Annotated in this window: 24 protein-coding genes; 13 read left to right on the top strand and 11 right to left on the bottom strand. The window is 51.5% G+C overall.

Annotated elements, in window-relative coordinates; all coding sequences use genetic code 11:
* Positions 1 to 39: 39 nt before the first annotated feature.
* The 5 genes from sapF to sapA are packed head-to-tail and all read right to left on the bottom strand — an operon-like array spanning position 40 to position 5,362.
* Positions 40 to 849 (bottom strand): putrescine export ABC transporter ATP-binding protein SapF, encoded by an 810-nt coding sequence (gene sapF / locus EVX52_RS01070; protein WP_129951674.1) that lies wholly within the window; start codon positions 847 to 849, stop codon positions 40 to 42.
* Positions 849 to 1,841: a putrescine export ABC transporter ATP-binding protein SapD gene (gene sapD, locus EVX52_RS01065; protein WP_129951673.1), complete on the bottom strand. Its 993-nt coding sequence runs from the start codon at positions 1,839 to 1,841 to the stop codon at positions 849 to 851. The genes sapF and sapD overlap by 1 nt, the downstream gene beginning before the upstream one ends.
* Positions 1,841 to 2,731 (bottom strand): putrescine export ABC transporter permease SapC, encoded by an 891-nt coding sequence (gene sapC / locus EVX52_RS01060; RefSeq protein WP_129951672.1) that lies wholly within the window; start codon positions 2,729 to 2,731, stop codon positions 1,841 to 1,843. Before sapC ends, sapD begins: the two co-directional genes overlap by 1 nt.
* The gene (gene sapB / locus EVX52_RS01055) at positions 2,718 to 3,683 is read right to left on the bottom strand and encodes a putrescine export ABC transporter permease SapB (protein WP_129951671.1); all 966 of its coding nucleotides are present in this window, start codon (positions 3,681 to 3,683) and stop codon (positions 2,718 to 2,720) included. Before sapB ends, sapC begins: the two co-directional genes overlap by 14 nt.
* On the bottom strand, positions 3,680 to 5,362 hold the full coding sequence (gene sapA, locus EVX52_RS01050) for an ABC transporter substrate-binding protein SapA (RefSeq protein ID WP_129990424.1): 1,683 nt from the start codon (positions 5,360 to 5,362) through the stop codon (positions 3,680 to 3,682). Before sapA ends, sapB begins: the two co-directional genes overlap by 4 nt.
* A 217-nt stretch (positions 5,363 to 5,579) precedes the next feature.
* On the opposite strand from sapA, the gene zigA reads away from it, so the two are divergent.
* Entirely contained in the window at positions 5,580 to 6,767 is a 1,188-nt protein-coding gene (zigA, locus tag EVX52_RS01045; protein ID WP_129952129.1) for a zinc metallochaperone GTPase ZigA, read from the top strand.
* 220 nt (positions 6,768 to 6,987) lie between these two features.
* On the opposite strand, the gene pspF is transcribed toward zigA, so the two are convergent.
* Complete coding sequence (gene pspF, locus EVX52_RS01040; protein WP_129990423.1) at positions 6,988 to 7,995, bottom strand: phage shock protein operon transcriptional activator; 1,008 nt, start codon at positions 7,993 to 7,995, stop codon at positions 6,988 to 6,990.
* A 233-nt stretch (positions 7,996 to 8,228) separates the two neighbouring features.
* Here pspF and pspA point away from each other — a divergent pair, with 233 nt between their 5' ends.
* The 6 genes from pspA (at position 8,229) to EVX52_RS01010 (ending at position 12,343) form a co-directional block, all read left to right on the top strand.
* Positions 8,229 to 8,900, top strand: a complete 672-nt coding sequence (gene pspA, locus EVX52_RS01035; protein WP_129951668.1) for a phage shock protein PspA — start codon at positions 8,229 to 8,231, stop codon at positions 8,898 to 8,900.
* Positions 8,901 to 8,986: 86 nt separating this feature from the next.
* Positions 8,987 to 9,214 (top strand): envelope stress response membrane protein PspB, encoded by a 228-nt coding sequence (gene pspB, locus EVX52_RS01030; RefSeq protein WP_129990422.1) that lies wholly within the window; start codon positions 8,987 to 8,989, stop codon positions 9,212 to 9,214.
* A complete protein-coding gene (gene pspC, locus EVX52_RS01025; RefSeq protein ID WP_129951666.1) occupies positions 9,214 to 9,573 on the top strand; it encodes an envelope stress response membrane protein PspC in 360 nt (119 codons plus the stop codon). The genes pspB and pspC overlap by 1 nt, the downstream gene beginning before the upstream one ends.
* 82 nt (positions 9,574 to 9,655) lie before the next feature.
* The gene (locus EVX52_RS01020) at positions 9,656 to 9,907 is read left to right on the top strand and encodes a phage shock protein PspD (RefSeq protein ID WP_129951665.1); all 252 of its coding nucleotides are present in this window, start codon (positions 9,656 to 9,658) and stop codon (positions 9,905 to 9,907) included.
* Complete coding sequence (locus tag EVX52_RS01015; protein WP_129951664.1) at positions 9,882 to 11,279, top strand: YcjX family protein; 1,398 nt, start codon at positions 9,882 to 9,884, stop codon at positions 11,277 to 11,279. The genes EVX52_RS01020 and EVX52_RS01015 overlap by 26 nt, the downstream gene beginning before the upstream one ends.
* Positions 11,276 to 12,343: a YcjF family protein gene (locus EVX52_RS01010; protein ID WP_129990421.1), complete on the top strand. Its 1,068-nt coding sequence runs from the start codon at positions 11,276 to 11,278 to the stop codon at positions 12,341 to 12,343. The genes EVX52_RS01015 and EVX52_RS01010 overlap by 4 nt, the downstream gene beginning before the upstream one ends.
* A gap of 85 nt (positions 12,344 to 12,428) precedes the next feature.
* Here EVX52_RS01010 and EVX52_RS01005 read toward each other — a convergent pair whose 3' ends face one another.
* Positions 12,429 to 12,620, bottom strand: a complete 192-nt coding sequence (locus EVX52_RS01005) for a chemotaxis protein (protein ID WP_129951662.1) — start codon at positions 12,618 to 12,620, stop codon at positions 12,429 to 12,431.
* 426 nt (positions 12,621 to 13,046) lie between these two features.
* On the opposite strand from EVX52_RS01005, the gene EVX52_RS01000 reads away from it, so the two are divergent.
* The 3 genes from EVX52_RS01000 (at position 13,047) to hemB (ending at position 17,637) form a co-directional block, all read left to right on the top strand.
* Positions 13,047 to 14,333 carry an HlyD family secretion protein gene (locus EVX52_RS01000; RefSeq protein ID WP_129951661.1) on the top strand — a complete coding sequence of 429 codons (1,287 nt, stop codon included), beginning with the start codon at positions 13,047 to 13,049 and terminating at the stop codon, positions 14,331 to 14,333.
* Positions 14,320 to 16,419 carry a peptidase domain-containing ABC transporter gene (locus EVX52_RS00995; protein WP_129990420.1) on the top strand — a complete coding sequence of 700 codons (2,100 nt, stop codon included), beginning with the start codon at positions 14,320 to 14,322 and terminating at the stop codon, positions 16,417 to 16,419. The genes EVX52_RS01000 and EVX52_RS00995 overlap by 14 nt, the downstream gene beginning before the upstream one ends.
* Positions 16,420 to 16,662: 243 nt before the next feature.
* Positions 16,663 to 17,637, top strand: coding sequence for a porphobilinogen synthase (gene hemB, locus EVX52_RS00990; protein WP_129990419.1), 975 nt, complete (start codon positions 16,663 to 16,665; stop codon positions 17,635 to 17,637).
* Positions 17,638 to 17,698: 61 nt separating this feature from the next.
* Here hemB and EVX52_RS00985 read toward each other — a convergent pair whose 3' ends face one another.
* From EVX52_RS00985 to EVX52_RS00975, 3 genes are all read right to left on the bottom strand, one after another.
* On the bottom strand, positions 17,699 to 18,730 hold the full coding sequence (locus EVX52_RS00985) for a glycosyl hydrolase family 18 protein (RefSeq protein ID WP_129951658.1): 1,032 nt from the start codon (positions 18,728 to 18,730) through the stop codon (positions 17,699 to 17,701).
* Positions 18,731 to 18,816: 86 nt separating this feature from the next.
* A complete protein-coding gene (locus EVX52_RS00980; protein ID WP_129951657.1) occupies positions 18,817 to 19,491 on the bottom strand; it encodes an acyl-homoserine-lactone synthase in 675 nt (224 codons plus the stop codon).
* 81 nt (positions 19,492 to 19,572) lie between these two features.
* Positions 19,573 to 21,882: a glycoside hydrolase family 18 protein gene (locus tag EVX52_RS00975; protein WP_129951656.1), complete on the bottom strand. Its 2,310-nt coding sequence runs from the start codon at positions 21,880 to 21,882 to the stop codon at positions 19,573 to 19,575.
* A gap of 274 nt (positions 21,883 to 22,156) precedes the next feature.
* Here EVX52_RS00975 and EVX52_RS00970 point away from each other — a divergent pair, with 274 nt between their 5' ends.
* Positions 22,157 to 22,885: a LuxR C-terminal-related transcriptional regulator gene (locus EVX52_RS00970; RefSeq protein WP_129990418.1), complete on the top strand. Its 729-nt coding sequence runs from the start codon at positions 22,157 to 22,159 to the stop codon at positions 22,883 to 22,885.
* Positions 22,886 to 22,947: 62 nt separating this feature from the next.
* On the opposite strand, the gene EVX52_RS00965 is transcribed toward EVX52_RS00970, so the two are convergent.
* Complete coding sequence (locus EVX52_RS00965) at positions 22,948 to 23,163, bottom strand: YgdI/YgdR family lipoprotein (protein ID WP_129951654.1); 216 nt, start codon at positions 23,161 to 23,163, stop codon at positions 22,948 to 22,950.
* Positions 23,164 to 23,576: 413 nt separating this feature from the next.
* On the opposite strand from EVX52_RS00965, the gene EVX52_RS00960 reads away from it, so the two are divergent.
* Complete coding sequence (locus EVX52_RS00960; protein WP_129951653.1) at positions 23,577 to 24,701, top strand: branched-chain amino acid ABC transporter substrate-binding protein; 1,125 nt, start codon at positions 23,577 to 23,579, stop codon at positions 24,699 to 24,701.
* A 172-nt stretch (positions 24,702 to 24,873) separates the two neighbouring features.
* Positions 24,874 to 25,788: a branched-chain amino acid ABC transporter permease LivH gene (locus EVX52_RS00955; protein ID WP_129951652.1), complete on the top strand. Its 915-nt coding sequence runs from the start codon at positions 24,874 to 24,876 to the stop codon at positions 25,786 to 25,788.
* The last annotated feature ends 9 nt before the right edge of the window (positions 25,789 to 25,797 follow it).

The raw sequence follows: 25,797 nt of genomic DNA, 5'->3' as shown, positions 1-25,797 counted from the left end.
TAGGGGGAGGATCTGCCCGTCTATTACCCTGCAGAGAGATTAATTACCGTCCCGACGCCAGGCATCAGCCGTCAGCGCTTCACCGAAGTGACTGGAAATCAACCGTTTGGTCAGGTCATGCAGCGGTGCTGCCAGCACTTCGGCCGTATTCCCACGCTCCACCACTTCGCCTTCGTGCATCACCAGTACCTGATCGCTGATGTGTTTCATCATGCCCAGATGCTGAGTCACATAGATATACGAGATGCCCTGTCTTTCCTGTAATTCGAGCATCATATTGATGATTTGCGAACGCATCGACATATCCAGAGACGCCAGTGCCTCATCGGCCACGATGACTTTGGGTTGCAGGATAAGCGCGCGCGCCAGTGCCACGCGTTGTTTCTGACCGGACGCCAGCATATGCGGATAATAATTAGCATGATCGGGCAGCATCCCGACCAGCCGCAACGTCTCGTTGATGCGTTGTTCGCGCTGTTGTGCATCCATTTCGCTGTTCAGACGCAGTGGCGCTTCAAGTAACTGCCCGATACGCTGACGCGGATTAAGTGAGGTGCTCGGATCCTGGAAAATCATACGGATTTGCTGGCTGCGAAAGCGATAATCACCAAACGCCAGCGGATGTTCATCAATGAGAATTTCGCCACCGCTTGGCTCGACCATGCCGGAAAGCATTTTAGCCAGCGTCGACTTGCCCGAACCATTCTCGCCGATGATCGCCAGCGTTTGTTTTTCGCGCAGTGTAAAACTGACCGGTTTCACTGCCTCGAGATTCATCTTGCGGAACAGTCCGGTGCGATAACGGAACGTTTTGCTCAGATTACGGACTTCGAGCAGAGTTTCGCCCATTACTGCTCCTCCATGTTCAGCGGGAAATGGCAGGCATACGCATGGGTTTTAGCCAGACGCAGACGCGGCGTTTCAATGCATTTTTTCTGCGCGTAAGGGCAACGTGGTCCCAGGCGGCAGCCAATCGGCAAATGTTCCAGCGAAGGAATGGCACCCGGCAAGGTATTCAGACGGCTTTTATGCGGTAATGAACGGCCGAAATCCGGCATCGCGCGGATCAGTGCCTGTGTATAAGGATGATGTGGCGAGGCCAGCAGTTCTTCACACACCGCACTTTCAACAGTTTGCCCGCAGTACAGCACATTGACGCGGTTCGCCCATTTGCTCATCATTTGCAGATCATGACTGATCAGCAAAATGGTGGTGTTATTGTTCTGATTGAGCCGCGCCAGCAGACGGAAAATCTGCGCCTGCGTAGTCGGCTCCATGGCATTCGTCGGCTCATCAGCAATCAGCAAGCGTGGCTGATTTGCCAGCGCGATGGCGATCATCACTTTCTGGCATTCGCCTTCAGTCAGCTCATACGGATAACTGGCCATAATATCTTTGTGATCTTTAATGCCGACGCGGTGCAGCAGTTCGATGGCGCGTTTTTTCCGCCACTTCCAGCGCTGATACCAGCGGCCTTTATAGGTCCAGCCGGGGATCGCCTGAATTAGCTGGCGGCCAATGCTTTCCGAAGGATCCAGACAGGACTGCGGCTCCTGGAAAATCATCGACACGTTTTGCCCGACCAGTTTGCGCCGCTCACGGGGCGTCAGTTGCAACAGGTCGATGTTATCAAAGCGCATACGGTCAGCCGTCACACGCCAGTTATCTTTGGTAACGCCACAAATCGCTTTGGCAATCAGGCTCTTACCCGAACCGGATTCCCCTACCAGCCCGCGAATTTCACCGGCGTTAAGCGTCATACTGACGCGGTCGACGGCTTTGACCGGGCCCTCGGCGGTCATAAATTCGATGGTCAGATTGCGGATATCGAGTAACGGCATTATTCCACCCCCGCGTTAATCGCCCGGCGCACACCGTCACCCAGCAGGTTGATCAGTAGCACGCTGATAAGAATGGCGGCACCCGGCAGCATGACTGTCCACGGCGCAACGTACACCAGTTCCAGCGAATCGCCGAGCATGGCACCCCATTCCGGTGAAGGCAGTTGCGCGCCCAGATCCAGAAAACCTAACGCGGCGATATCCAGAATCGCCATAGACAGGGCACGGGTAAATTCCGTGGCCAGCACCGCGACAATATTCGGCAAAACGGCAAAACGCAGGATTTGCCAGGTAGAGGCCCCATCGAGACGCACGGCAACCACATATTCTTTTTCCAGTTCATCATGCACGGCACTGTAAATGGTACGGGAAATACGCGGCAACAGGGCCAGCCAGACCGCCAGCATCGCATGTTCAAGCTTCGGGCCAATAAACGCGACCACGACAATTGCCAGCAGCAGGGAAGGGATCGACAGCAGTGTATCGAGAATATGGTTCAGAATGGCCGATTTCAGGCCACGGCTGATCCCTGCCAGCACACCGACAATGACGCCACATAATGATGCGGCCAGCGTGATCAGCAGCGCGCCGCCAATCGTCGGTGCCGCGCCGGTTAACATCCGGCTAAGTAAATCACGCCCCAGATCGTCTGTGCCAAGAAAGAACGACACATTGCCGTAGCGTGACCAGGATGGCGGCAACAGCTGATAGCCAAGAAATTGTTGATCGAGCGCGTAAGGGGCTAATAAATGGCCAAATATGCACAGCAATAACAAACCGAGCACACCGTAGAAACCAATCATCGACAGCGTGTCGCGATAGAAAATCCCCCAGGTGTGGCGCAGCGGGCTCGGAACCTGTTTTTCGCGGTATACATTATCGAAGGGCATACCATTCCTTATGTTTCAATGGATTCATCAGCGCACCCAGAATGTCTGAAAGCACATTGACCACAATGACCAGCGAGCCAACGACCATCACACCGGCTGAAATCGCCGCATAATCCTGCTGACGGATGGCGTTAATCAGCCAGCGTCCGATGCCCGGCCAGTTAAACACCACTTCGGTAATCATCGCCAGTGTCAGCATGGTCGAAAATTGCAGGCCGAGTTTTGGGATTATCGGTGGCAATGCATTGTGTAATACATGACGACGGATAATCGTAAAGCGTGATAAACCTCGGGTTGCGGCAGCTTTCACGTAGTTTTTTTCCAGCACATCATCGGTAGAAATGCGCATCAGGCGGATCACTTCAGTCGTCGGTGCAACGGCCAGTGCGGCGATCGGTAAAATCATATGGCGGATGGCGCTCATGATCATCTCATGGCGGTATGGCGAATCAGAAAGCCATGCATCAACCAACGTCAGGCCGGTGACGGTTTTCAACTGATAGAGTAAATCCAGCCGACCGGAGACCGGCAGCCAGCCCAGTTGCAGCGAGAAGAACAGCATCAGCAGCACCGCCAGCCAGAACACCGGGATGGAAAAACCGAGCAGGGCGATGCTGCTGATGGCCACATCCGTCCATTTTCCGCGCATCACTCCCGCCAGAATGCCAAGCGGGATGCCGACGACTAACGCCAGCGCAAAGGCCAGAACGCACAGTTCAATCGTGGCCGGGAAAACCGCTTTCAGCTGATAAGTGATGCCTTCGCCGTTGATGCTCGACACACCAAAATCAAACTGGCAAAGACCCGCAAAATAGAAGCGGTAGGCATCCCATAAAGAGGCACCGCGCAGTGGCGCATTCGGCGTGAAATAACTCAGGCTGAAGGCCACCAGGCTGAGAAAAAACAACGTGACCAGCAGGAGCAAAATACGGCGTAGCGTAAAGATGATCATGGGGCTTTCCTTCCTTCGTCATCACGGCTCTTTTCATCATCACGAAACACGCCGGCAAAAGAGGAGTTGCCAAACGGGCTCAATACCAGCCCTTTAATATCGTAACGGTAAGCCTGAAGGCGCAGGGAAGAGGCCAGTGGCAACACCGGCAGCTCCTGCTCAAGTATCTTTTGCGCCTGCTGATAAAACTCAATGCGCTGAGAAAGTTGTTGTGACAGCAACCCCTGACGCAGCAATTCATCAAATTCCGGGTGACACCAGTGAGCATAGTTGGTCTGCGAATGAATCGCTGCGCAACTGAGCATCGGACGGAAGAAACTGTCCGGGTCATTACTGTCTGTTGACCAGCCGGATAACGTCAGGTCGTGATTCATCTCCATCAGCTTTGCTTCCTGGAAACGTCCCTCGACCGGGACAATCGTCACTTTAATCCCCACCTGCGCCAAATCTGCCTGAATGAGTTCAGCGGTTTTCAGCGGGCTGGGGTTAAATGACTGTGACGCCGTCGGAACCCATAAATGCAGATTAAGGTTTTCCTGTCCGAGGTCTTTAAGGATTTGTTTCGCTTTATCCGGATTGTATTCCGTCACCTGCGCGTTGCTGTCATAAGCCCAGGACGCACGCGGCAGAATAGACGCAGCGGTTTCAGCAGTGCCGTAATATATGGACTGCATCAGGCGCTGATTGTTGATCGACAGCGCGACTGCCTGACGGATACGCGGATCATTGAGCGGGGCTTTGTTGGTATTAAAAGCCAGATACGCAACGTTCATCCCCGGACGCAGGGAGAGACGCAAACGCGGATCCTCACGTAATATGGACAGCTGACTGGCTGCCGGATAGGCCAGCACATCACATTCACCGGTCAGCAGTTTCGACAAACGTCCGGTGCCGCCAACGCCCATATCAATCACCACCTGCGACATGCGCGGCGTCCCTTTCCAGTACTGACCGTTGCGCGCCAGGCGTACATACTGGCCGGTGCGATATTCGCCTAACTGGAACGGGCCGGTGCCGACCGGCTGGCGATCAATCTCTTCTTCGTTGCCGGATTTTGTCAAATTCGCGGCATATTCAGCGGAAAGCACCGGTGCGTAGTGTGTCGCCAGATGCCACAGGAATGAGGCGTCAGGATTATTCAGACGAAACTCGACAGTGTAGTCGTCGAGTTTTTTGATGCTTTTCACCGCCCGGGCAAACTGCAGACTGTCAAAATACGGGTATTCCTCACCGTTTACAGCATGGTAATGATTATTCGGGTCGATAATGCGCTGGAAGCTGAACACCACGTCGTCAGCATTCATTTTACGCGATGGCGAAAACCAGCCGGTTTTCTGGAAAGGCACATCTTTGCGCAGATGAAAACGGTAGGTTGCGCCATCATCCAGCACTTCCCAGCTTTGCGCCAGTTCGGGGATCAGGCGATAGGTATAAGGATCAACATCCAGCAGGCGGTCGTATAACTGTGCGGCCAGCGTATCAATAATCAGCCCGCTGCTGGCTTTCTGCGGGTTAAAGGTATTGACCATGCCGTTAACACAATAGACAAAGCCGCTCTGGCGAATATCTTTCACCGGCGCACTGACCTCTGACGGGCTGGCGTGTGTTGGGGCAGTTTCAGCAAAGACTGCAGTGGACAAGCCGCTCAGTAAAAGCATCCACAAAGTTAGACGGCGCATAAAGGCTTCAAAGTTAAGGTGCAATACTGTCAGTGTATCGCACTCTGCCAGGTACCCCAATCCATTGAGCAAATCAGCGCATGATCCTGCGGCACTTCGCGCAAAAACTGGCCATCTGTAAATAAAACCCTTGAAATCGGCATGCTATTGTTATGTTATATTATAACAATAAACGCAGGCGAAAAATTCCTGCACTGTTCTAGCAATGAGGTTAATGATGTCCTTACTCCCCGTTACCGTGCTGTCCGGTTTTCTTGGCGCAGGCAAAACTACCGTTCTCAACCACATTCTGAACAACCGTCAGGGACTGCGTGTGGCGGTTATCGTCAATGATATGAGTGAGGTGAACATTGACGCCGCGCTGATCACTAACGAAATTACCCTTGACCGTCAGCAGGAAAAACTGGTGGAAATGAGCAACGGCTGCATCTGTTGTACGTTGCGGGAAGATTTGCTGATTTCAGTGCGCGGGCTGGCACAGGCCGGATGTTTTGATTATCTGCTGATTGAATCGAGTGGTATTTCAGAACCGCTGCCGGTGGCAGAAACGTTCACATTTGAAGATGAAAACGGTGAAAGTTTGTCGCAGTTTGCGCGGCTGGATACGCTGGTGACTGTTGTTGATGGCGTCAACTTTATGCAGCAATATCAGGAAGCACGGAGTGTGCAGGAGGCCGGTGAAAGTCTCGGTGAGGACGATGAGCGCAGCGTGACGGATCTGCTCATCGACCAGATAGAGTTCTGTAACGTGTTGCTGGTGAGTAAAACCGATCTTCTCGACAGCCGGCAGCAGCGCGAAGTGATTGCGTTGCTGAAAAGCCTCAATCCTGATGCGCACATTATTCCGATTTCCCCTGGCAGCCTGCCGCTGGACACCGTGCTGAATACACACCGGTTTGATTTCGCCAAAGCACAACAGGCGCCGGGCTGGCTGAAAGAGTTACGTGGTGAACATAAACCGGAGACTGAAGAGTACGGCATCAGCAGTTTTGTCTACACGGCGCGCAGGCCGTTTGATCCGGATAAATTTTACCGCGTGGTGCATGGTGACTGGGGCGGCGGCACTTTACTGCGCTCCAAAGGCTTTTTCTGGCTGGCGTCGCGTCCGCGTTTTGCCGGCCAATGGAGTCAGGCGGGGGGGATTGCGCGTTATGGCATGGCAGGTATTTTCTGGCGTTCTCTGCCGGAAAGCGACTGGCCGGAGGATGATGAAACCCGTGAACACATTTTGGAAAAATGGGTAGAGCCGTTTGGAGATATGCGACAGGAACTGGTCTTTATCGGTCAGCACATGAATAAAGAAGAGATTATCCGGCGGCTGGATGCGTGCCTGCTTAGCGAAGAACAGATGGCAGAAGGTATTGAACACTGGGTGAACATGGCTGATCCGTTCCCGGCATGGTAGTCCTTAGGGAGGGTAGGGTTGTTCAATAAGTAGCCATAATGTCATTGTGGTAATGAGAAATATTCTCAACAAAGTGCTTTACAGACGATACTGAGAACCATTATCATCTTTTCACCGGACGAGAAATGCCCCGCCAGGGACGTTAATCGCGAGGTACGACATTGCTCACATTGCTTCCAGTATGACTTAGCCAGCTCGGGTGCTGGCTTTTTTTTGCCTGTTATTCAGCCGCTTCCTGCGAGTTCACCTGTATCCCGTGTTTCTTCAACATCCCGCGTAACTGATGATACGTCACGTTCAGCAGCTCAGCGGCTTTACGCTGATTAAACCGCGCCTGCCGCAAAGCCTGTCCGATCAGATTTTTTTCCTGCCCGGTGAGCCATTGCTTAATATCCAGCGGCAGTGTCGGCAGGTTTTCGTGCTTACTGTCATCAGCCGGTTCCGCAGCGCCGGTGCGCGGTGTGAACGGGTTCAGAATGATATTATCAAGCGGAAAATCACTGGTGCCATGGCGGTACATCGAACGTTCCACCACATTTTTCAGCTCACGGATATTGCCCGGCCATTGATACGTCAGCAGCGTCTCCCGGGCGTACTCTGTAAATCCGGGAAATAAAGGCAGGGAAAGTTCACGACACATCTGGATGGCAAAATGTTCGGCCAGTAACATGATGTCCTGCTGACGTTCGCGCAGGGGCGGTAATTGCACCACATCAAACGCCAGCCGGTCCAGCAGGTCAGCGCGGAATTTCCCTTCAGCGGCCAGCTTCGGCAAATCATCATTCGTCGCACACACCAGACGGACATCCACCTGCAACGGCTGGCTGCCGCCGACGCGTTCCAGATGACCGTATTCGATCACGCGCAGCAGTTTTTCCTGTACCAGCATGGGGGCTGTCGCCAGTTCATCAAGAAATAACGTGCCGCCATCCGCACGTTCAAAGCGCCCGAGATGACGTTTCTGCGCACCGGTAAACGCGCCTGCTTCATGGCCGAACAGTTCAGAATCCAGCAGGTTTTCATTGAGTGCCGCACAGTTAAGTGAAATAAACGGCCCCTGCCAGCGGGGTGAAAGATAATGCAGACGATGCGCGATCAGTTCCTTACCGCTGCCGCGTTCGCCGGTGACCAGAACCGGCTTGTTCAGCTTCGCCAGTTGTGAAACCTGTTCCAGCACCTCAATGAAGGCGTTGGCTTCGCCAAGTAAATTGTCTGTGTTATCCGTCATTTGGCTTTCCTTGTGTGGTGAAAAACACTAACACTTAGTGAAAATCGTCATCCCGAAAAATAAGCATAGCAGAGGCAACGCTGAAAAATTCAATTTATTCATGCAGATAATAATTTAAAAAAGTTGGCACGGATCCTGATATAGGTTTATCACTGCAGTGAAAAAATCACCTGCGGCTTTAACCGGTAATCATTTGGCCGGAAACCAAACAGAAACAAAGAGGAATTTCGATTATGGGTATTTTTTCTCGCTTCGCTGACATCATTAACGCCAACATCAATACCTTGCTGGATAAAGCAGAAGATCCGCAAAAACTGGTTCGTCTGATGATTCAGGAAATGGAAGACACGCTGGTGGAGCTGCGTTCTACCTCGGCCCGTGCGCTGGCAGAAAAGAAACAATTGATCCGCCGTATCGATCAGGGTGAATCCCAGCAGATTGAATGGCAGGACAAAGCTGAACTGGCGCTGCGTAAAGATAAAGACGATCTGGCGCGTGCGGCGTTGATCGAAAAGCAAAAATTGTCCGAGTTAGTCACTACGCTGAAAAACGAAGTGGCCGTGGTAGAAGAAACCCTGGACCGGATGAAGTCAGAAATTGGCGAGCTGGAAAGCAAACTGACCGAAACCCGTGCCCGCCAGCAGGCGCTGACCTTACGTCATCAGGCTGCGGCGTCTTCCCGTGACGTTCGCCGTCAGCTTGACAGTGGTAAAATTGATGAAGCCATGGCGCGTTTTGAGCAGTTTGAACGCCGTATTGATCATATGGAAGCGGAAGCAGAAAGTGTCAGCATCGGTAAAAAGAAATCGCTGGATCAGCAATTCGCTGAACTCAAAGCCGACGATGAAATCAGCGCACAGATTGCTGCCCTGAAAGCGAAAATGAACAGCACTCCGGACGCGTAATATTTGCTGCCCAACCAGCCTGTTCACCGGCAGGTTGGGCAGGGTTAACAAATTAATAAGACTCATCAAAATCTAGGAGTGATGTAATGAGCTTCCTGTTCTTAGCCATCCCGCTGACCATTTTCGTCTTATTCGTGGCGCCCGTCTGGTTGTGGCTTCACTACAGCAATCGCCAGCAAAATGGCAGTCAGCTCAGTCAGCATGAGATGCAAAATCTCAGCAGTCTGACCCATGAGGCGCAGCGTATGCGTGAACGCATTCAGGCGCTGGAAGAAATACTCGATGCCGAACATCCGGGCTGGAGGCAATCATAATGGCGAATCGCCTGTCTGAGAAAAAGTTGTACCGTGTGCCGGAAGAGGGCGTGGTAAAAGGTGTGCTGGCGGGGTTGTCGCACTATCTGGGCGTGCCGGTAAAACTGCTGCGTATTATGGCTGTACTGTCGGTTTTCTTTGGGTTGTTCATGTTCACATTGGTGGCGTACATCATTCTCAGCTACGTGCTGGATCCTGTACCGGCCAGTGAATATGAGGAGGAAACTGCGCCATCGCCGAGAAATTTGCTGGAAGAGGCTGACCGTGAACTGAAAGCCAGCGAGCAACGTTTACGCCAGGTCGAACGCTATGTGACTTCGGAAACTTTCGGTGTACGTAGCCGGTTCCGCCAGCTTTAATCATTTTCACCGCCTTGCCTCTGGCCGCCGGACATGGCTCCGGCTGCCATTTTCCCTCTCACCTCCCGCTGAAGGAATCTTTATGACCCGTTCCCTGAATTCCTCGCTGCCGGGTAAGCGCAGCCTGTTTTCGAAAATTTTCAGCGTTATGATGACGCTGGCGCTGACTTTTGGCCCTGCCGGGCTGGCGGCGCGTGTGCTGGGCGTAGTGGGAAAAGGGCCACTACGGTATGTTTTAGCACTATTATTAGAACCGTTATTCAAACGTATTTTGACCGCGCTGTTTGGGCGCTACGCCAGGGAGAGCAATGAAAAGACTACAAAGCGACTTTAGTTCACTGATCAATCGCGGCATGGACAGGCATCTGCGGCTGGCTGTCACCGGCTTAAGCCGCAGTGGCAAAACCGCTTTTATTACCGCTTTCGTTAACCAGCTATTACACATGCACAGCGGCGCCCGCTTACCGCTGTTTTCGGCGGCCCGCGAAGAGCGGCTGCTCGGTGTGAAACGCGTCCCCCAACGTGATCTGGGCGTGTCGCGGTTTACCTATGACGAAGGTCTGGCATCACTTTATGGCACGCCACCTGCGTGGCCCACGCCCACACGCGGCGTCAGCGAAATCCGCCTGGCGCTGCGTTACCGCTCCAATGATTCCCTGCTGCGTCACTTTAAAGATACCTCCACGCTCTATCTGGAGATCGTCGATTATCCTGGCGAATGGCTGCTGGATCTGCCGATGCTGGAGCAAAATTATTCCGACTGGTCGCGCCAGATGGCGGGGCTGTTACAGGGCGATCGCGCAGAATGGGCAAAGCCGTGGCTGACGCTGTGCGAAAAATGCGATCCGCTGGCACCGGCGGATGAAAATTTGCTTGGCGCGATTGCCCAGGCTTACACCGGTTATCTGGTGCGTTGCAAAAACGAAGGTTTGCATTTTATCCAGCCGGGGCGTTTTGTTTTGCCGGGAGATATGGCCGGTGCGCCTGCGCTGCAATTTTTCCCGTGGCCCGAGCTGAATGGTTATTCGGATGCACAGCTGGCACAGGCGGATAAAAACAGCAATTTTGGTATGCTGCGCGCACGTTTCGATTATTACTGCCAGAACATTGTGAAGGGTTTTTATAAAGATCACTTCGTGAAGTTCGACCGCCAGATTGTGCTGGTCGATTGCCTGCAGCCGCTCAACAGCGGGCCGCAGGCGTTTAACGATATGCGCCTGGCACTGACTCAGCTGATGCAAAGTTTTCACTACGGTAAACGTACGCTGTTCCGCCGTCTGTTTAATCCGTGCATCGACAAACTGATGTTCGCCGCCACTAAAGCCGACCACATCACCGGCGATCAGCACGCTAATCTGGTATCACTGTTACAGCAACTGGTGCAGGAAGCCTGGCAGAATGCTGCGTTCGAAGGCATTAGCATGGATTGCGCCGGGCTGGCTTCGGTACAGGCGACGGAAACGGGCATGGTGGAATATCAGGGGCAAAGTTTGCCCGCGCTGAAAGGACACCGGTTACAGGATGGTGCGCCGCTGACCGTGTTCCCCGGCGAAGTGCCTGCGCGCCTGCCGGGGCATGCGTTCTGGCAAAAACAGGGTTTTCATTTTGACGAGTTTCGTCCGCGCGAAATGAGTGTGGACACCCCGTTGCCGCACATCCGTCTGGATGCGGTGATGGAGTTTTTACTGGGAGATAAAATGCGATGAGCGAACCGATAAAACCGCGTATCGATTTTGAAACGGAATTAACAGCGCCGGCGGAGCCGCTGATCAAACCGGCTGTGGCCTTTGACGCGCAGATTTCAGAGCGCTTTATTCCGGTTACCGCCGAGACAGATGAACATCAGGAGGAGGGCGAAGCCGAAGCGGTGCTTAACCGCGCGCTGAAACCCCGCCGCAGTTTATGGGGCAAAATTGTGCGCCTCGGCGTGGCGGTGCTGGGTATCAGCGTCGTGGCACAGGGCATGCAACGGGTTCATGAGGCCTGGATCCAACAGGACTGGGTGGCGCTCGGTGCCTGCACCGCAGGTGGGCTGATTATTGTCGCTGGCGTGGGGTCTGTTGCCACCGAATGGCGGCGTTTGTACCGCCTGCGTCAGCGGGCCAGTGAGCGCGATACGGCACGCGAATTAATGCACAGCCACGGGTTAGGGCAGGGGCGTGCATTCTGCGAAAAACTGGCAGCACAGGCTGGCCTGGATAACAGCCATCCGGCGTTGCAACGCTGGAAGGCCTCACTGCATGAAACCCAGAATGACCGCGAAGTGGTCGAACTGTATGCCCGTCTGGTTCAGCCGGTTCTCGACGTGCAGGCACGGCGTGAAATCAGTCATTCAGCCGCCGAATCCGCGCTGATGATTGCCGTCAGCCCGCTGGCTCTGGTGGATATGGCATTTATTGCCTGGCGTAACCTGCGACTGGTCAACCGCATCGCGGTACTTTATGGCATTGAACTCGGCTATTACAGCCGTATCCGGTTGTTCCGTCTGGTATTGCTCAATATGGCGTTCGCCGGCGCATCTGAGCTGGTGCGTGAGGTGGGTATGGACTGGATGTCACAGGATCTGGCCGCCCGGCTTTCTGCCCGTGCTGCACAAGGGATCGGGGCCGGTTTGCTGACCGCGCGTCTGGGCATCAAAACCATGGAGTTATGCCGTCCGCTGCCGTGGCTGGAAGGCGATAAACCGAAACTCGGTGATTTTCGCCGCGAGCTTATCGGCAGGCTGAAGAACAGCATGGTGAAAAGCGAGAAAACAAAAACAGGCGTGTGATATTACGTCAGTTTTGAGCGACAATAAAAAAGCCCCCAAATAAATGGGGGCTCGAATTACTCTGATTAACCTTTAAGACTGAAAACTAGGTTGTCAGATAGTTCTGTGCTTTAGCGAGACCATCGGAAATTTGTGAATACGCCTTGTTCACCGCATTACTGGTGTCACTTACCGCGTCCTGACCAAAGCTTGATAGGCGATCGGCAACTTTATTAACATCTTCCGACCAACCTGCACCATTAACCATTTCAATATCACGTTCTGTTAATTGTTTCATCTTAGGCCTTCCTTTTAATCTGTTAAAGCAAGTCCCCTTTAATACCGGGGGCGATGAAAACATTGAGTAAGTCTATGGAGATAATTTCTACGCAATGTCTTCACAGGGATTAAGCCTAGAGTACTGCGTGCTGAATTTGTCTAGGAATAATCTCCTAAGTGAGATTTTCTGTTCAACAATTTGTTTTTATTGATTATTTAAATATAACCTAACCGGAGTGATTTATTTAACGAACAAAAATTAATCAGATTTATGGTCGCCTGGTTATTTCAGAGAATGTTTGAAAATTAATATTTCTACATCATTGTTGCGGTGCGGAAATAAATTTGTCGTGTGTTTCAGAGTAATCGCGGTGGCAGCGTGATGACAGGCTGCTATCTTTCAAAGATTCTGTTTTTACAGCTGGTTATTCTGGAACACGTAAATATGCTCTTTCGTAAAGAGGTGAATGAACATCAGCAAAGCCACTGGGCGGGCAAGGCTTTATTACTCGCAGGGTGGCCTTTATGGATTGTGACGACACTTACCGCCCTTTTCCTGTTTGCTTTACTGATGTTCCTTATCTTTGCAAATTATACACGCCGCATTAACGTCAGCGGTGAAATCATCACTCAGCCGCACAGCATTAATTTATTCAGTCCTGAGCAGGGCGTGGTGACAAAATTATATGTCGACACCGGTAAACCCGTAAAAAAGGGCCAGCCACTCTATGAGATCGATGTCAGCCGCGTGACACAGGCGGGGAATGTCAGCACCACCACACTTGCCGCGATTAAAAAGCAGCGCGAACAGATAGATTCCATTATCGCTCAGCTGGAACACAATAAGCAGGAAACGCTGCAAAATTTGCAACAGCAACTCGATCAGTATCAGAAAGCACATGAAGTCTCACAAAGCATGGTGGATTCGGCTCAGGAAGGGCTGGATGCCATGAAAAAAAGTATGCAGAACTACGGGGCATATCAGAAGAAGGGCCTGATCAATACTGATCAGCTGAATAATCAGCGCTACCTGTTTTATCAGCAACAGACATCGTTTCAGAGCCTGAATACCCAGGCGATTCAGGAAGCGTTGCAGATTACCAATCTGCGCAGTGAGCTGGTCACGCGGGCAGCGGAGTTCGATAACCAGATTTCGCAATACGGCTACCAGCGCAATGACCTTGAGCGACAACTGGCACAGGCCGATGCCAAAGGTTCCTTGCTGATCACCGCGCCGACCTCCGGCAAAATCTCCTCACTGAGCGTCACGCCCGGCCAGATGGTTAACGCGGGCGACAGCCTTGCGCAACTGGTACCAGCCAGTAATTCCCCGTTCTTCCTCGTTGCCTGGCTGCCCAATGAAAGCGTGCCTTACGTGAAAGCGGGCGAGCACATTAATATTCGCTATGAAGCTTATCCGTTTGAAAAATATGGCCAGTTCCCGGGCACGGTGCAGTCGATTTCTTCGGCACCGGTTTCTGAACAGGAACTGAATTCCTACGCCAGCGCGCCGCGAACGCCTAACGGTACGGTCAGCGGGCCGTATTACAAAGTGATTGTTTCACTGGATAAAAAAGCCATGAACTGGCACGGCGAGACGCTGAATTTATCCAGCGGCATGAAAGCCGAATCGACATTATTCCTGGAGAAGAGGCCGTTGTATCAATGGATGCTGTCTCCGTATTACAGCATGAAGAAGAGCGTGGTGGGGCCAATCAATGAATCTCGATAACGTACGGGAGCTGGCTGACCGCCTGCACTTTAGCTGGCGTCACCGTGTGCCGCAGATTATTCAAACAGAGGCTGCCGAGTGCGGGCTGGCCAGTCTGGCGATGGTCTTTGGCTATCACGGCAAGCACGTTGATTTACAGAGTCTGCGACAGCGTTACGGCATTTCTTCACGCGGCGCGACGCTGCGTACGCTGATGGATATCGCCACGGCCAATGAGATGAAGTCCCGCGCACTAAAGCTGGATATCGATGAGCTGAATGCGCTGAAAACGCCGTGTATTTTGCACTGGGATCTCAATCACTTCGTGGTACTGGTTGGTGTGAAACAGGGCAAAGTGATTATTCACGATCCGGCCTTTGGCCGTCGTTCGCTTGGCATGCGTGAAGTGTCTGAACATTTTACCGGCGTGGCGCTGGAACTGTGGCCGGACAACGGTTTTACCTCGGAGAAACCACGCGTCAGACTGGATTTGCGCAAAATGATGGGCAACGTCAGCGGGCTTATTCCGGCGCTGACCAAAATCTTCTGCCTCTCGCTGATGATCGAATCGGTCAATCTGTTGCTGCCGGTCGGGATGCAACTGGTAATGGACCATGTGATCCCGGCCAAAGACCCGGATTTACTGACACTGATTTGCCTCGGCTTACTGTTTTTCATCATTTTCCGCACCGGCGTCAGTATGTTACGTGCCTGGACATCGCTGGTGATGAGTACGCTGATTGATGTGCAATGGAAAGCCCGGCTGTTTGACCATCTGATGAAACTGCCACTCGATTATTTCGAAAAACGCAAACTCGGTGACATTCAGTCGCGTTTTACTTCGCTCGACACACTGCGTACCACGCTGACCACCAATGTGGTGAACAGTATTATTGACGGCATTATGTCGGTCGGATTAATTGTCATGATGGTGCTGTACGGTGGCTGGCTGATCTGGGTGATCCTGGGTTTTACCGCGATTTATGTGGTTTTCCGCCTGACAACCTACAACGCATACCGGCAGGTTTCAGAAGAGCAGATTGTAAAAGGTGCGCGTGCCGGTTCGCACTTTATGGAAACCCTGTACGGCATCAGCACGCTGAAAGCGCTCGGTTTATCGAAATCCCGCGCCAATTTCTGGCTGAATCTGAACATTGATAACGCCAATGCGACGGTGCGCAAAACCAAGTTTGAAATGATGTTTACCGGCGGCAACACGCTGATCGCCACCCTCGATCAGGTCGCGTTGCTGTGGCTTGGGGCGACGCAGGTCATCGACGGCCATATGACGCTCGGGATGTTTGTTGCGTTCAATACGTATCGCGGTCAGTTTTCCGAACGTGCGGCCAATCTGCTGAACATGGTATTACAGTTGCGGATGCTTTCCCTGCACCGCGACCGTATCGCCGATATTGCGCTGACCGACACCGAAAAGTCGCTGCCGGAGCGCGAATTGTTGCGCGCGGGCGAGGCAGCTTCGCTGGAGGTGCGGGATCTGGTTTTCCAGTACGACAGCCTTTCCGCGCCGCTGATCAACGGACTGAACCTGTCAGTCGCGGCCGGTGAAAGCGTGGCCATTACCGGGCCGTCGGGGCAGGGTAAAACCACACTGATGAAAATTATGACCGGTTTGCTCACGCCGACCGAAGGGCGGATCCTGATCAACGGCATGGATATCACCACAGCCGGGCTGAACAATTACCGCAGCTGCATCGCCTGTGTATTACAGGATGATACGTTGTTCGCCGGATCTATCGCCGAGAATATTGCCAGCTTCGACGAACAGAAAGATGAGGCGCGTATTGTCGATTGTGCACGCCGTTGTAATATTCACGACGATATCGAACGGATGCCGATGGGCTATGAAACGCTGATCAGTGAACTGGGTGGCAGCCTGTCCGGCGGGCAGAAACAGCGTTTGCTGATTGCCCGCGCACTGTACCGTCGTCCGGCGATATTGTTTCTCGACGAGGCGACCAGCCATCTGGATCTGGATAACGAACTGCGGATTAATCAGGCGATCAGTGAACTGGATATTACGCGGATATTTATCGCGCACCGGCCTTCTACCATTGCCTCAGCCGATCGCGAGATAAAACTGGGGTAGGAATCCGTCATCCTCCGGGCCGCCCTGATGCGAACGGGAGGATTCAGTGAACCGGCCGATTGTTGAGGTAAAATTGCGGCCGGTGTTACATCTGCTCACGGAAAGTTCATCATTTGTTTAAAAGTTATTATAAAATACTGGCTCCATCGTCTGACGGCGCTGCATTGCCTCCTGCCGTCTGAACTGTCTGCGCTCCTGTTTCTCAAAAATATCAGTGCAACAGATTAATTTTTAGGAGTTTTCATGTCGAATCAGTTCCCGAGCTCACGCCTTCGTCGCCTGAGACAGTCCGAATCCCTGCGCACGCTTTTTCAGGAAACCGAATTTAGCGTCAATGATTTGGTACTGCCGATTTTCGTAGAAGAAGAAACCTCTGAATACGTACCCATCGAAGCCATGCCCGGCGTACTGCGCATCCCTGAATCCCGTCTGGCGTTTGAAATCGAACGCTACGCCCGTGCCGGTATCCGCTCGGTGATGACGTTTGGTATTTCGCATCACATGGATGCCACCGGCAGTGATACCTGGAATGAAAACGGTCTGGTCGCGCGTATGGCGCGTATCTGCAAAGACACCGTGCCTGAAATGATCGTCATGTCCGACACCTGTTTCTGCGAATACACTTCACATGGCCATTGCGGTGTGCTGCATGACCACGGTGTGGATAACGACGCAACCCTCATCAATCTTGGCAGGCAGGCGGTGGTAGCCGCCGCCGCCGGGGCAGATTTCATCGCGCCATCCGCCGCTCAGGACGGTCAGGTGCAGGCCATCCGCAGTGCGCTTGATGAAGCCGGATTTATCGATACCTCGATCATGGCCTATTCCACCAAGTTCGCGTCTTCGCTGTACGGACCTTTCCGTGAAGCGGGCGGCAGCGTGCTCAAAGGCAACCGCAAGCAATATCAGATGAACCCGATGAACCGCCGCGAAGCCGTGCGTGAATCGTTGCTGGATGAGCAGGAAGGTGCAGATGCACTGATGGTGAAACCTGCTGGCGCGTATCTGGATGTGATCCGTGATATCCGTGAAGCCTCCCGTCTGCCACTGGCGGCGTATCAGGTCAGCGGTGAATACGCGATGATCAAGTTCGCCGCACAAGCCGGTGCTATCGATGAGCGTGCCGTGGTGCGCGAAAGTCTTGGTGCGATCAAGCGTGCAGGCGCAGATATTATCCTGACCTATTTTGCCATGGATATTGCTGAAAACGGGCTGTAATTTCTTTTTATGCTTCAAACGAAAAACCGGGCTTCCGCCCGGTTTTTTGCATTACAAAAGCTTAACGGGAAGGGCATACGAATCTGCGGTTTTTGGTTGCCGGGTGGGACTCGAACCAGACCCGGCCACTGTGAAGGGTTGTCCCCGGCGCGGTGGTGGCCGGTGTTAAACCCAATACAAACAGCTGTGAATATTCGCCTGCCACTCTCTGTTCAGGATTACTGCTGGTTTCGAGATCAACATAAGTATAACCGGATGGATGATCACGGTTAAATGACCATATACCGATAAAACTCAACGGGTTAAGCTTAGCAAACCGTGTTAGGGTATTGACATCGTCCAGTTTGAACATGCTGGCATCATCGTTGAGACCAATCATGGGCGTAACGGCCACTTTGGCCAGGCGCCGGGCTTCGGAAAGATCAGGGTAAAGAAGCAGCAATTGTGTACTGATGCTCAGTGCCGCCTCTACAGCAGCTCTGCCCATATCCGTTTGTGTTGCCGGGTCATTATCCGGATCGCCATAATCCATCGCCATACCATTGACACTAAACTCCAGACCCGCATTTTTTGCCAGCCTGAGGATCTCCACACCGCTCAGATTCAGGCCGGTAGGCAGGGTCGGCAGGGTAAAACTGATGGCAACGTCAGGCCTGAGGCTGACAACTCTTTTCAGAGCCGCACATATTTTAGCGGCATCAAACAGCCCGTTTTCCAGATCGAAATCCAGCCCTTTGGCTCCGTACATGTCTATAGTGGCAATGTAGATCTCTTCAAGTTCCACGATACTGAAATGGGTGGAGATATCGGAATTGGCCGCCCCGCCAAATGAGATGATGACAGAAAGCCCGGCGCTGTTAAGCTCATCCGCCAGCGGCAGTGCCCACTCTAAAGGCATGGCAGAACTTGCCGCCCAGCACGGGGTATTGGTTTCCGTATCCAGTGTCAGAAACCCAAAAATTAACCCGTCAATTTTCCACCTGAGGGCCTGTTCGTAATAAATGGGATTAGGTCTGCCATTCGGATATTGTTGCCAGTCACTCCACAACGCATTAATAGTGACGTCAATAAAAGGTAAATAAGAATTTGACATGATATTTCCTTAATAAATTAATAGGGATTGAGGATTAACAGTCAGGGTTTATCTACTGCGGTTGTTCACGGATATAGCAAGGCGCTTCATTTGGAATGGTTAAAAAGGGCTTCCTCCGTTTGCTGATTGATATTCATAAAAATAACCACGGTTTGTGCGCTGCCTATTTTGACTACATTCCCCACCCGGTAAATCGAAACTCCCTGGATCACCAGTAAGCGTTCAATGGCAGCAGTGGTGACAAAGACATATTGTGAAATCTGGTTGCGTTGTGCATATAAAACTAAATTACGCAGGAGCCGGACTACCGGGCCAGAGAATCCGTATCCCCCGGCGTCATGACTCTTTTCAAAGGAAAAACGTGAAAGTTCGCAGACTGATGCAGAACAGGGAAGGGGAGCCTGACTTTGCCACAAATCAGGAAAAACTTCGCTGAGCATATAAGGGGCCGTGGTGGGCAAAAGGCGCACACAGCCTTTGACGTTATTGTTAATATCGGTAGTAATAATATAATCAGTGTCGATAGTGTCGAAACGATCTGTTTCCTGCTCATTGAAACTTTCTACATCCCATTTCAACCGTTGTTTAAATACACGATGCCGAAGTTGAAACATCGATAATAAGAGCGTCTGATTTCTTCTGCTTCCGGAAATACATCCGTGAAGTACGGCATGTGAAACAAGGCGTGGGTCTGTTATATCAATATCTGTATTGTCGGAATGAAAAATGCTCTCCGGCGTGATAATTTCGGCTTGGCTCATATTCAATACTCATTCGTTAATAATCAGTGCAGGCTAATCACCGCCTGCACTGATAGTCAGTGATAAATAGCGGGAAATCCGCTACATATTACGACCCGGATTACGCCCGCGTGGTGCGCAGCATCCCCCTCTCACGCCCGGGCAGTTTGGTTGACCTCCGACATTGCCGGAGCCTAATTTCAACCATGGATCCCCGCCGGCTTCATCCAACGTGCCTGGCTCTGTTCCCTGAGTCCACCATTTCGCTTCATAATTACTGCCCTCCCAGCTAACACGGTCGCCCTCATTATAAGTCTCCGTGGCGCTCCATTGCGGATACCCGGTTGCCGCCTGAACGGTAACATTGTAAGCCGCAGTGTCGCTCGCTCCGCTGATATCAGTCACGGTCAACTGGAACACCAGTGAATGATTAATCAGCACGGTTGGCGCGGTGTAAGTCAGCGTTTCACCGGTCACGGATGTGGCAGTGACATCTGCTGGTAAACTCCAGAAGTAGCTCAACACTTCGCCGTCAGGGTCATACGAGTTTGCCGCGCTGAGTGTACCCGTTGCGCCGCTGCTGACTGTTTTACTGCCGGAGACTGCCGCCACCGGAGGCTCATTCACGCCACCTGCGACCAGGAAGGTATAGGTATCAGTACCGGTTTTGCTGCCATCAGAGACGGTAAGTGAAACGGTATAACTGGCCTGATACCCTGCGGCAGGCACCCGCAGGTGAATAATCGGGTCTGTCAGGCTGCCGCTGACAATTAAGCCCGACGGGACATTCCACTGATAAGTGATCGGGTCACCGTCAGGATCGTAGGAATGACTGCCATCAAAGGTAAGTTGGGTAATCGGAGAGACCGGGCTTTTTGGCCCCACGATTTGCGCGACCGGTGCGCGATCGAGCGGATCAACGCTGGCATTAATACCTTTAAAGTAAAAAGGTGCCATATCAATGGCTTGTGTCACTATCGGGGCACCCAGCCCTTCACGCGCAGCATTGACCAGCAGACCGTTATCCTGATCGGCAGTCCAGGTAAATACGCCTCCCAGCCCTTTTGAGCGGGCATATTCAGCTTTCGCTTTTACGGTACGCGGCGTATCCAGAGAGATAAATAATTTAGAAGACGAGCTGTACAGATAGTCTGCGTCAGCCTTTTCATCGGTATAGAGTTCGAAGCCGTTTTTCCCTTTTTGCGCTTCCAGATCCAGATAGTTATAAATAATGTCATACCATTCTGAGCTTCCTGACTCAAAAGTCCCCGTTGTCGTTGCGGCACCTGGTTCATAGGTACCGACCAAAGGTGACAGTTGAGAGATCGCCGCATTACGCGCATTACGGGTATAACCTGCGTAGCCAATGTTGATATTACTCTGCGCCACACCTATTGAAATCAGATAGTCAACTGCGGCATCCACGCCATAGCTGGTTTGTTCTGTTTTATGCAGGTTCGTATGATGATTCAGTGCCGGAGCCCATGGCGTACCGAAGAAATCGTAGGTCATCACGTTAATTCCGTTCAGACCTGCAGCCAGCAGACCCGGGATGTCGGCTTTCGCCAGAACCGCCGGATCGGCTGAAGAGGCGATACTGATTCTGGTGTTTGGCAATCCGGCATTGTTGAAAGCTGCCCGCAACTCTCTCATTAAAATGACATAGTAAACACTGTCGTCATCGCCATAAGGGTTGTTATTGCCTGCTGCTCCCGGATATTCCCAGTCAATGTCGACTTCTGTGAACATCGGGAAACGTTTGAAGATATCCACAATGCTGGCACAGAAGCGAACACGCTGTTGGGCATCGCGTGACATGTTGTAAAAACCGTTACTCATGGTCCACCCACCCACGCTAAATGAGAGAACCAGATCATGACCGAGTGTTTTTGCTTTTTTCTGCAAATCCCGCAGACCGCCTAAAATCCCCTGAACTTTTTCCTGCTGGAAATCGTCAGGCATGGTGATGTCTTTATAACTCGGGAAGCCATTATTGACGTAGGTTTGGGTATCACCCCAGACATCGAGGAAAGTAACAGAGCCGTCCTGATCGTGAATACCAAATGCTGCTGCCCCGCTGGAGATGGCTGCAGATTTCTCACCCAAATCACCAAGAATGCCGACAAAACCCACAATTAATTTGTCGAATGCCGTTGGCGAAACAAGTGCCAGGTCAACGCCACGGCCGCGATCTGCGGGTTGCTGGCTGCCTTGCAGGCGGCCATCATATTGTGACCAGTCGGTGTAATAACCAAAGACTTTTGGGCGACCTGCAGTGTTGTATTTGTTATATACCGGTTTAGCTACGCGGGCTGCGGTATAACTGAATTTTTCGGTATCAACGGCGGGATCAAATCCGTCGATCAGATAAGATTCAGTTGTCGCGGCATCGGGTTTTGTAATTTTAGACATAAATTTTCCTTAACAGTTAGCATTCTGAATTATCAGCATGATATAAATCTGAAACAGCATTTCGTCTTGGAACGTGAATTATTTTGGCTGTAATTCTGTGTTGTGCAAATTGGCCTGTTAATTTTTTATTTTTTAATTTCAATAAGTTAAATTAAATAAACTAAAAAAAATCAAAAACCTGATACTTATTACAGGTATTGCAGGCAGTTTAATTGACAGGCAATCGAGCCTTCCTATAATCATTGCAACGCTGTGTTTGGATGAGCAGAGGGAAATGTTCCCTGGAGATTGCATTTGCACGAAATTCAGCGACTTAAATTATTGTATGGATGACCAGATAAAATTAACTTTGGATAAGTGGTTATACTCAATTCGATTCGACAGCTATGCTTATGTTATAACGCCGAGAAAAGGCTTCGATGATTTTTTTATTCTTGAAGGTTTTAACGCCAGCTGGCGCCGGCAATATATGGAAAATGGGTTTCATAAAATAGACCCTATTATTAATAAGGCTCAGAATTATCAGCAAGCTCATATATGGAGCAGTGTGTCGCTTTCGGGAAGTGATCGCTTTTTAAATTGTGCGAAGGCGCATGGTATCCGGTATGGATATTCCATGTCTTTACCGATAAATGACCAGTATATAGGCGTGCTCAGTGTGGCACGAAAAGAAGATATATTTGTTTCGCAAAAGGAATCCATGAATATTATTGGAATGATTACAGTGTATTTGCACAAACTTAATAATCAATTTTTAATGGATTTTAATAATAAACTTATTGATAAGATAGGTGATTTAACGCCGCCAGCAATACTGACTTCAAGAGAACGTGAATGTTTGGTCTGGCTTGCGGAAGGGAAAACCAGTTGGGAAATAAGCCGGATTCTGTCAATTTCAGAAAGAACAGCAGTATTTCACATTAACAATTGCATGACCAAACTTGGGGCTAAAAATAGAGTGCAGGTGATAATGAAAGCCATGAGAGCCAATATTATTAAATAAAACGGGCCTGTCACTGGCAGGCCACATTTTGCCTTCGTGTCAGATGACTGGCCCCGTCTTACCTACTTTTTCACAATACCCGCAATATCATTGGTGTTCATCAGGTGATAATCGCCGTTCATGTCGGTATAGCTGGTCATACCGGTATCGCGGTCACGATCCGGTTCACCGTGGGCGAAAAACTGGTCGCCGGATTTCGTATTAATCACATAATCGCTGGCACAGCCGGTTAATGCCAGGGCCAGAACCCCGGCCGTCAGGCAGAATAATTTCTTCATTGTTCAGCAGGTTCCTGTTGCAATCATTTGCCGGCATTACAAAACAAACTGCCGTAAGAAGCAAAGAATAAAAATGTCACTAAGCGTAATAGTGCGTGCAAAACCACGATTGTGCACCAGCACGGTGCGATGTGATCCCGTCGTTGTTTCTGTGACTTGTTCGTAACGCTCTTGCGCCGCTATCTATACTCACATAACCCGTAACATTCTCAAAGGTTCTGTAACACTGGCAGATATTTTGCTTATGTCTCTTACCTTTGATGTTTTCACCCCTGGTGATAAGCGGGGAATCCTCAGTCTCAAGATTAAGCATTAAATTTCACATTTTCAGATGACGACTTCGTGTTGGTGTTTTTGCTACATGCGTTTTCCTTCACCCGTTTTGCATTAACTCAGTCCTAAGGATCATGATGATGTCGATGAAATTTATTAAAAGTCCTCTTTCTTTGTTGCTGGCAGGCTGTCTGGTCACGGCGTTTTCTGCGCGTGCGGATATCGTGATTGGCGTCGCCGGCCCGTTCACCGGCCCGAATGCCACCTATGGCGATCAGTACTGGCATGGTGCCACACAGGCCGCTGATGACATTAATGCCGCAGGCGGAATTAACGGCGAGAAAATCAAACTAGTGCAGGGTGATGATGCCTGCGAACCGAAACAGGCCGTTGCGGTGGCGAACCGTCTTGTTGATCAGGATAAAGTGCAGGCGGTTGTCGGGCATTTTTGCTCATCTTCTACCATGCCAGCGTCCGAGGTTTATAACGATGCCGGAATTATCGCCATCACACCGGGTTCAACCAACCCGCAAATCACCGAACGTGGCATGAGCGATATGTTCCGCATGTGTGGACGTGACGACCAGCAGGGGCAGGTTGCCAGCGATTACATCATTGACAAGCTGAAAGCCAAAAAAGTGGTCATTATCCATGATAAAGATACCTACGGGCAGGGGCTGGCGGATGCCACCAAAGCGGCGCTCAACAAGCGTGGCGTGAAGGAAGTGATGTACGAAGGGCTGTCGCGAGGTGAAAAAGATTTTAACGCGCTGGTCACCAAAATCAGTGCGCAGAAACCGGATGTGGTGTTCTTCGGCGGTTGCCATCCGGAGGCCGGTCCGCTGGTGCGCCAGATGCGTGAGCAGGGCGTGCAGGCCACCTTCTTCTCCGGTGACTGCATCGTGAACGAAGAAATGGTCACCGCCGCAGGTGGCCCGCAATACACCAACGGCATCCTGATGACCTTTGGTAAAGACCCGCGCCTGATCCCGGAAGGTAAAGCGGTCATCGATAAATTCCGTGCCAGCAAGTTTGAGCCGGAAGGTTATACCCTTTATTCCTATGCCTCCGTTCAGGCCATTGCCGCAGCGTTCAAAGCCACCGGCGGCAGCGATTCCGCCAAAGCCAGCCAATGGCTGAAAGCCAACAGCGTGGATACTGTCATGGGCAAAAAAGCCTGGGACAGCAAAGGCGATCTGAAAGTTTCGGATTACGTGGTTTATAAGTGGGATGACAAAGGCAAATATCAGGAAGTGAAAGAATAAAGCACGCTTATTTGCCATTTGAACCCGGGCAGTGCTCAGTGACCTTACGTATTCTATGTACGCGACGGTTCTTGTGCGCTGACCGGGTCCGGACGGCTGTAGCGATAATGTTTTATTCGCTTTAATGAATGCGCCTTAGCCGGGCGCGGTCACAAAAAGAGACTGCGTATTTATGGATTCATTCTTTCTGCAACAGTTATTTAATGGCATCACGCTGGGTGCTGTTTACGGATTGATCGCCATCGGCTACACCATGGTTTACGGTATTATCGGCATGATTAACTTCGCACACGGCGAAGTGTATATGATTTCAGCTTACCTCTGCGCCATTGCGCTGGCACTGCTCTCTTTCTTCGGACTTCACTCTTTTCCGCTACTGATCCTGGGCACTCTGGTGTTCACCATCGTGGTCACCGGCGTTTACGGCTGGGCAATTGAGCGCATTGCCTATAAGCCGTTGCGTAATTCGACCCGCCTTGCACCGCTGATTTCTGCTATCGGCATGTCGCTTATCTTACAAAATTACGCCCAGATCAGTCAGGGGCCGCGGCAGCAAGGTATTCCGACCCTGCTGGATGGCGCGTTCCGTTTTCATATCGGCGAAAGTTTTGTCCAGATGACCTACACCAAAATTTTCATCCTGCTGGCATCACTGGTGGGCATGCTGGTTTTATCGTGGATTATCAGCCACACCAGACTCGGGCGGATGTGTCGCGCCGTGCAGCAGGACAGAAAAATGGCTTCGATACTGGGCATTAATACTGACCGTATCATTTCGCTGGTCTTCATGATGGGTGCCGCGATGGCCGGGCTGGCCGGGGTGCTGGTGACCATGAACTACGGCACGTTCGATTTCTATGCCGGATTCATCATCGGCATCAAAGCCTTCACCGCCGCGGTGCTTGGCGGGATCGGCTCATTACCGGGCGCGATGCTCGGCGGGCTGATCCTGGGGATCGCCGAAGCGCAGTTCTCAGGCATGGTGAATTCCGATTATAAAGACGTATTCTCCTTTGGATTGCTGGTGGTGATCCTCATTTTCCGCCCTCAGGGCCTGCTGGGCCGTCCGGTCGTGACGAAAGTGTGAGGAAAATAA

The sequence above is a fragment of the Rahnella sp. CFA14(1/10) genome (assembly GCF_004195095.1).
In the GTDB taxonomy this organism is placed as follows: Bacteria; Pseudomonadota; Gammaproteobacteria; order Enterobacterales; family Enterobacteriaceae; genus Rahnella; species Rahnella perminowiae.
The sequence above is the reverse complement of the archived record's forward strand: the minus strand, read 5'-3'. Positions and strand labels throughout refer to the sequence as shown.